A 7,956-nucleotide genomic window follows, 5' to 3' on the forward strand; every position below is an offset into this window, starting at 1 on the left:
GCTATCGGCTCTTTGGTCGAATTGTCCGGGCAAATATTCGGTTGAAAAAATAAAAGCGTTTTCTAAATTGGCTTCGTTTAATTCTTTATAAATATTGTCAATCTGCGGTTCTGCGAAAACGGTTTTTATGGAATAATCGAAAATTTTTTTTGAAATATTTTCCGCATCGTATCGGTTAAAAATTCTTATTTTAGTTAATCTTTTTATTCTGAGAAATTCGGTTATATCGGAATATAAAGCCTTCGCTTCGTTATTAAAATTTTCTTTTTTTTCTACAAATATTCTATAAACCATTTTAATTATTCCTATTTTTTATTTTATATTTCGATTTTTAACTTCCCTTTATTTTAATCAACGCTTTCGCTCCAATATCTCTCCTATAATAAGCGCCTTCAAAAGAAATTTGACTTGCGTCTTCATAAGAGAGTTTAATCGCTTCTTCCAAATTATCCGCGATATTGGTTATTCCCAAAACTCTGCCTCCGTCAGTTAAAAGTTTTTCGTTTTCTTTTTTGACTCCCGCAAAATAAACTCTCTCTAAAATATTTTTTGGAATATTTATTTCAAATCCTTTTTCGTATGAGGAAGGATAACCTTTGCTCGCCATGATAACGCAAGCCGCCGATTTATTTTCAAATTCGACTTTTGCTTTATCCAAAGTTCCGTTTGTAGTCGCAATCATAATATCAAGCAAATCGCTTTTTAGTAAAGGCAAAACAACCTGCGTTTCTGGGTCTCCGAATCTGCAATTATATTCTATGACTTTAGTTCCGTTTTTTGTAATCATGAGTCCGAAATATAAACAGCCTTTAAATGTTCTGCCCTCTTCGTTCATTGCCGAAATCGTTGGAATAAAAATTTTTTCAAAACATTCTTTCGATATTTCTTCCGTGTAATAAGGATTTGGAGCGATTGTTCCCATTCCGCCCGTGTTTAATCCAGTATCTCCGTCTCCGATTCTTTTATGGTCCATAGACGAAATCATTGGAATTATAGTTTTGCCGTCCGTGAAAGCTAAAACGGAAACTTCCGCTCCTTCCAAAAATTCTTCCGCTACTATTTTGTCTCCCGCTTTTCCAAAAACTTTATCTTCCATAATATTTTTTATCGCGTCAAAAGTGTCTTCTTTATTTTCCGCAATAATAACTCCCTTGCCGAGAGCGAGTCCGTCCGCTTTAATTACAATGGGAAACGAAGCGGTTTTCAAATATTCAATCGCTTTTTCAGAAGAGTCGAATGTTTCGTATTTTGCGGTTGGAATATTATATTTTTTCATCAAATTTTTCGCGAAAACTTTGCTTCCTTCGATAATCGCCGCTTTTTTATTCGGTCCGAAACTTGGAATTCCTTTTCCTTCCAAAGCGTCAACGAGTCCCAAAACGAGCGGGTCATCGGGAGTTACAATTGCATAATCTATTTTATTTTTAGAGGCAAATTCCATTATCGCATTTATATCGGTCGCCTTAATGTCTACGCATATCGCGTCATTTTCAATTCCGCCGTTTCCAGGTAGCGCGTAAATTTCCGATACATTTTTATTTTGTTTTATTTTTTTTATCACGGCATGTTCTCTTCCGCCGCCTCCTATAACTAAAATTCTCATATTCTCATCCGTTATTTCATTTTTATTTTTAATTTATTATTTTTTAATTTATTTAATGATGAAACAATCTCATTCCCGTGAAAGCCATAACCATATTATATTTATTACATCGTTCTATAATAATATTATCTTTTATAGAGCCGCCGGGTTGCGCAATATATTTTACTCCGCTTTTTTTCGCTCTGTCTATATTATCATAAAATGGAAAAAATGCGTCCGAGCCTAAAGAAACTTCGTCAATTTTATTAAGATATTCTTTTATTTCGTTTTCTTTAAATGGCGCGGGTTTTTTGGTAAAATATTTTTGCCAAATTCCTTCTTCGCAAACATCCTCTTCGTTTTTATTTATATAACCGTCTATAATATTGTCTATCTCGGGACGGCTTAAAGAATCTTTAAACGGAAGATTTAAAACATTTTCATGCATTCTTAAAAACCAAGTGTCCGTCTTATTTCCCGCAAGACGCGCGCAATGTATTCTCGATTGCTGTCCCGCTCCGACTCCTATAGCCTGTCCGTCATAAGAATAACAAACGGAATTCGATTGAGTATATTTTAAAGTAATTAAAGATATTATCAAATCTCTAATTGCGGTTTCCGTTAAATTTTTATTTTCCGTTACGATATTTGAAAGCAAATCTTTATTTATTTTGAAGTCGTTTCTTTTCTGCTCGAATGTTATTCCAAAAACGTCTTTACTTTCGTCTTCCATCGGAATATAATTTTTATCTATTTCCATAATATTATAATTTCCTTTTTTTTTGGATTTCAATATTTCCAAAGCTTCTTTCGTATAACTCGGTGCTATAATTCCGTCAGACACTTCTCTCGAAATAAATTTTGCCGTAGTTTTGTCGCAAGTATCCGAAAGCGCTATAAAATCTCCGAAAGAACTCATCCTGTCCGTTCCTCTCGCTCTTACATAAGCGCAGGCAAGAGGCGAATCGTCCAATCCTTCAATATCGTCCGAAAAACATGATTTTTTTAATTCTTTTGTAAGAGGAATTCCAATAGCCGCGGATGTCGGGCTTACATGCTTAAAAGAAGTCGCCGATGGAATCCCAAGCGCTTCTTTAAGTTCTTTCACAAGTTGCCAACCGTTGAAAGCGTCCAAAAAATTAATATATCCGGGATTTCCGTTCAATATTTTAACGGGAAGTTTGTCCCCGTCTTTCATAAAAATTCTTGCGGGTTTTTGATTCGGATTGCATCCGTATTTTAATAAAATTTCTTTCATTATTTATTCTCCTTAAATTATATAATATATAAGTTATAAATCACAATGTATTTTTATTTATAATTTTATCGACTTTTTCTCCCGACTCCAAATCTATATAACGAACGAATAAAGAAATTTTATTATCTTCATTTAGAGCGTTTCAAATTTTACTTGCAAATTCGTCCATATCGTTTGGAATTTTGATTCTTTTCGGTTCGCCGTAAAACGGAGGAAGCGGATTTCCATCGCCAGAGTAAGTATGTATAAAGCGTCCTTCCCCGCATAAAGACTCGTAATCGAATATGTATTTATCGCAAGCCGTTCCTTTTTTATCGGCGCTTTTTAAAATACTCATTTTATAAGAAAAATCATTATTTTTAAAATATAATATTCCGCTTATTCTTGCCGTAAAGTTCGGAGCGTCTGGTTCAAATTTTCTAATTTTTAAAGATTCGGAAAAATCTATTCCTTTTTTTAATCCTTCGTATATCGTATCAGTGTGGTCGCCGTTGGTTATTATTAATTTATTTTTATATTCTCTTAAAGCTCTGTAAATTATAAGTTCGGGATTAATCGTTTTATTTTTATCGAAAGGTTCGGTATATAAAACATCGTCCTTAAAAGAAAAAATCCTATTTCTACTGTTTTCGCTTCTGCCCATAATAAAATATAAAATAACGGCATTTTTACCGTCTTCGCTTTTCCCTATAATTATTCCTCTTCCCAAATAAGAATTCTCTTTTAAAATTTTTTCTAAATTGTTTATTTCGTAAGTATTCAATTTATTTTTCCTCCAAAATATTTTTTAAAATACATTTGCAAACTTTTTCTACCGACTGCGGAAGTATAATCCATTCGGCAAATTCCATGACTCTTTTTTGCAATTTTTCCGCCGTGTCGTCTTCGTAAACTTCGACGGCTTTTTGCATTATAATCTCGCCTCCGTCAATAATTTCGTTTACAAAATGCGTTGTCGCTCCCGTGATTTTAACTCCTTTTTTCAAAGCCTCCTCATGAACTTTAATTCCGTAAAATCCTTTTCCGCAAAACGAAGGAATAAGCGAAGGATGAATATTTATAATCCTTTTATCGTAATCTTGGACAAAATCGGCGGGCAAAATCGCGGTAAATCCCGCAAGAACTATAAGCTCGATTTTATAGAGTTTCAAAATTTCTTTTAATTTTTCTTCAAAATCTTTTTTATCTATAATTTCAAACGGAATATTATTTTTTTTAGCTCGTTTCAATGCAAACGCGTTAGAATTATTTGAAATAACCAATTCTATTTTTCCGCTTTTTAGAATTTCTTTTTTTTGAGCGTCTATGAGCGCTTGTAAATTTGTTCCGCCTCCCGAAACCAAAACGGCAATTCTTACTTTTTTATTCATTTTATTTTTCTTATTTTTTATTTTATCATTTTATATTATAATAATTTTTTCTTTATTCTCAATTATTCTTCCTATAATATAAGCGTCTTCTTTGCAAGAGTTCAAAATTTCAATAGTTTTGCTTGCGTCATTTTTTGAAACAATCAAACACATTCCTACTCCCATATTGAAAGTGTTAAACATATCTCTTTCTTTTATCTTTCCGCATTTTTGAATATAATTAAATATTGGCAAGATTTTTATATTTTTCTTTTCTATTTTGGCGCAAAGTCCGTTCGGAATGCATCTCGGAATATTTTCGTAAAAACCGCCTCCCGTTATATGCGATATTCCTTTTATTTTGATTTTCTCCAAAACTTTTAAAACGGATTTAACATAAATTTTTGTCGGAGTTAAAAGTATTTCTCCCAAAGTTTTTTTATCTAATTCTTTAACCGACTTTTTAAGATTATGATTTTCAAAAATTTTTCTAACAAGCGAAAAACCGTTGGAATGAATTCCGCTCGAAGCGAGAGCGATTATAATATCTCCTTTCTTTATTTTTTCTCCGTTAATAATTTTTGATTTGTCGACAATTCCCGTAGAATATCCCGCCAAATCGTATTCGTCTTTTAAATAAAATCCCGGCATCTCGGCGGTTTCTCCTCCGATTAAAGAGCAACCCGCCATAACGCATCCATCGGCAATTCCTTTCACTATTTCGGCAATTTTTTTCGGATAATTTTTTTCGCATGCGATATAATCCAAAAATATAAGAGGTTTTGCGCCCAAGCATATTATATCGTTTACGCACATGGCAACGCAATCGATTCCAATCGTGTCATGTTTATTTGTTAAAAAAGCTATTTTCAATTTCGTTCCGACTCCGTCAGTTCCGCTTACCAAAACTGGCTTTTTTATTCCTTTTAAGTCAAGCTCGAAAAGTCCGCCGAATCCTCCAATATCCGAAATTACTCCTTTAATATTCGTTTTCGCTATATGTTTTTTTATTAGTTCGACCGATTTGTAGCCCGCTTTTAGATTGACTCCCGCTTTTGCATAAATATCGGATTTGGAATTATTCATTTTTTATTTTCCTTATTTGTTTTATTTAAATTTTTAAACTTCAAATTATATTTTATTTTTCTTCGTCTATATGATTTATTTTCCTTTCAAAACGATTTTTATCCGTTTTAGTTGGAATTTCGGTAGGATATATTCCGTCAAAACAAGCCGTGCAGAATCCGCTTTTTTCGTCCACATAACCTATTTTTTTAACTCCTTCCAAACTCAAATAACCTAAAGAATCCGCTCCTATTTTTTTTGCTATTTCGTCAATAGTATATTTGCATGCGATTAAATTTTCTTTTGAATCAATATCCGTTCCGTAATAACATGGATTTATAAAAGGAGGTGCCGAAACTCGCATATGCACTTCTGTCGCTCCCGCGTCTCTCAAAAGTTTAACTATTCTCTCGCTTGTAGTTCCTCTCACTATCGAATCGTCTATAAGAATTACTCGCTTTCCTCTAACTACATTTGCAATCGGATTTAATTTTATTTTCACTTTATCCATACGACTCTTTACTTCGGGATATATAAAAGTTCTTCCGATATATTTATTTTTTATAAAACCTATTCCGTAAGGTATTTTTGACGCTTTGGAATATCCAAGCGCCGCGTCCAATCCCGAATCTGGCACTCCGACAACTACATCTGCCTTAACGGGATGCTCTTTTGCCAATATTTCTCCCGCTTTAATTCTAGCTTCATGCACATTTTTTCCTTCGATTATGGAATCTGGACGAGCGAAATAAACATATTCAAAAACGCATGAAGTTTGTTTTCCTTTATTGCAATGTTCTTTTATAGACTTTATTCCTTCCTTGCCGAAAACTAAAATCTCTCCTTTTTCTATATCTCTTATAAATTCCGCTCCAACCGAATCGAGCGCGCAACTTTCGGACGCTATTATATATTCTCCTTTTGAAGTTTTTCCGTAGCAAAGAGGTCTGAAACCGTTTTTATCTCTTGCGGCAATGAGTTTTTGAGGAGACATGATTATCATCGAATAAGCGCCTTTAATTTTGTTCATAGCTTTGCAAACCGCTTCTTCTATTGTGTCGGAATTGAGTCTTTCTTCTATTATAGCGTAAGATATAACTTCCGTGTCGGATGTAGTTTGAAATATAGAGCCTTTAGCTTCGAACTGCGAGCGCAATTCGTAAGAGTTGGTTATATTTCCGTTATGAGCGAGCGCCATACTTCCTTTTATATGATTTACGACTATCGGCTGAGCGTTGCTTCTTTCGTTTCCTCCCGTAGTTCCGTATCGGACATGCCCAACCGCAATATTTCCTTCTCCGAGTTTTTCTATTACATTTGGAGTAAAGACATCGTTTACCAATCCCAAATCTTTGTAGGATTTAAAAACTCCGTCATTATTAACGGCAATTCCACAGGATTCTTGTCCTCTATGCTGAAGCGAAAATAAACCGAAATATACCGTTTGAGCGATACGAGGATTTTTAGAACCGTAAATGCCGAAAACTCCGCATTCTTCTTTTATTTTAGGCATAATCTCTCCAAAAATTTAACCGATTATTCTTTTCATCATTTCTTTATAAGCTCCTTCTACATTTCCCAAATCTCTGCGAAATCTATCTTTATCAAGTTTTTCGTTTGTAGTCGCGTCCCAAAATCTGCAAGTATCTGGGGAGATTTCATCGGCAAGAACTACTTTTCCGTCTTTGAGTTTTCCAAATTCGAGTTTGAAATCTATAAGTTTTACATTTATTGAAATAAAAAATTTTTTCATCTCTTCGTTTATTTTGAAAGCGTATTTTTTTATCGTTTCAATTTCTTCTTTAGTGGCGAGTTTTAAAGCGATAGCATGATAGGAATTGATTAAAGGGTCGCCGAGCTTGTCGTTTTTATAAGAAAATTCTATAGTCGGTTTGTCAAAAACTATTCCCTCTTCGACTCCATAATTTTTGGCAAAAGAACCCGCCGAAACATTTCTAATAATCACTTCAAGAGGAATTATCGAAACCTTTTTAACCAAAGTTTCTCTGTCGGAAATTTCTTCGATATAATGAGTAGGAACTTGAGATTTTTCAAGCAGTCGCATCATATAATTTGAGACTTTATTGTTTATTAAGCCTTTGCCTTCTATAGTTCCTTTTTTTACTCCGTTGAAAGCCGTCGCGTCGTCTTTGTATGAAACGAGCAAAACTTCTGGATTATCGGTTTCAAATATTTTCTTTGCCTTTCCTTCGTATAAAAGTTTTCCTTTTGTCATTTTATTAACTCCTTTTTAATTTTTCAAAATACGATTTACAAATTTTTATCTAAAAATTTTTCGGATATCAAAACGTCTTTTCTAAGAACGGCTTCTTTATCCGAATTTCTTTTTTCTTTAAGTTTTTTTGAAAGCTCTTTATCGTTAATAGCTAAAATTTCAATCGAAAGCAAAGCGGCGTTTATTCCTCCATTTATCGCAACAGTGGCTACGGGAATTCCCGAAGGCATTTGAACTGTCGATAAAAGAGCGTCAATTCCTTCCAAATTTTGAGATTTGCAAGGAATTCCTATTACGGGGATTGTCGTATTTGCAGCAATTATTCCCGCAAGATGAGCCGCCATTCCCGCGGCCGCTATTATTACTCCAAAATTTTTATCTTCCGCATTCTTTGAAAATTCAATAGCTTTTTCGGGAGTTCTATGAGCGGAATATACATGAACCTCGAATGGAACGGAAAATTCTT

9 protein-coding genes are annotated in these 7,956 nt (G+C 33.9%); all 9 read right to left on the reverse strand.

The features are described 5' to 3' along the window. The coding region (locus tag EZH24_RS04245; protein ID WP_137997885.1) for a hypothetical protein at positions 1–294 on the reverse strand (294 nt) is incomplete at its 3' end. Positions 295–331: 37 nt separating this feature from the next. Continuing rightward, a complete protein-coding gene (gene purD, locus EZH24_RS04250) occupies positions 332–1,603 on the reverse strand; it encodes a phosphoribosylamine--glycine ligase (protein WP_137997886.1) in 1,272 nt (423 codons plus the stop codon). Positions 1,604–1,655: 52 nt separating this feature from the next. After that, entirely contained in the window at positions 1,656–2,840 is a 1,185-nt protein-coding gene (locus tag EZH24_RS04255; RefSeq protein ID WP_137997887.1) for a phosphoribosylaminoimidazolecarboxamide formyltransferase, read from the reverse strand. 142 nt (positions 2,841–2,982) lie between these two features. Continuing rightward, positions 2,983–3,603: an IMP cyclohydrolase gene (locus tag EZH24_RS04260; protein WP_201798559.1), complete on the reverse strand. Its 621-nt coding sequence runs from the start codon at positions 3,601–3,603 to the stop codon at positions 2,983–2,985. A gap of 1 nt (position 3,604) precedes the next feature. Further along, positions 3,605–4,210 carry a phosphoribosylglycinamide formyltransferase gene (gene purN, locus EZH24_RS04265; RefSeq protein ID WP_137997888.1) on the reverse strand — a complete coding sequence of 202 codons (606 nt, stop codon included), beginning with the start codon at positions 4,208–4,210 and terminating at the stop codon, positions 3,605–3,607. 30 nt (positions 4,211–4,240) lie between these two features. Then, on the reverse strand, positions 4,241–5,275 hold the full coding sequence (gene purM, locus EZH24_RS04270; RefSeq protein WP_137997889.1) for a phosphoribosylformylglycinamidine cyclo-ligase: 1,035 nt from the start codon (positions 5,273–5,275) through the stop codon (positions 4,241–4,243). A gap of 52 nt (positions 5,276–5,327) precedes the next feature. After that, the gene (gene purF / locus EZH24_RS04275; protein ID WP_137997890.1) at positions 5,328–6,767 is read right to left on the reverse strand and encodes an amidophosphoribosyltransferase; all 1,440 of its coding nucleotides are present in this window, start codon (positions 6,765–6,767) and stop codon (positions 5,328–5,330) included. Positions 6,768–6,782: 15 nt separating this feature from the next. Then, positions 6,783–7,490, reverse strand: coding sequence for a phosphoribosylaminoimidazolesuccinocarboxamide synthase (gene purC / locus EZH24_RS04280; RefSeq protein WP_137997891.1), 708 nt, complete (start codon positions 7,488–7,490; stop codon positions 6,783–6,785). A 35-nt stretch (positions 7,491–7,525) separates the two neighbouring features. Then, on the reverse strand, positions 7,526–7,956 hold a 431-nt coding region (purE, locus tag EZH24_RS04285; protein WP_137997892.1), incomplete at its 5' end, for a 5-(carboxyamino)imidazole ribonucleotide mutase.

This window comes from Brachyspira catarrhinii (genome assembly GCF_005518285.1).
GTDB classification, from domain to species: domain Bacteria; phylum Spirochaetota; class Brachyspiria; order Brachyspirales; family Brachyspiraceae; genus Brachyspira; species Brachyspira catarrhinii.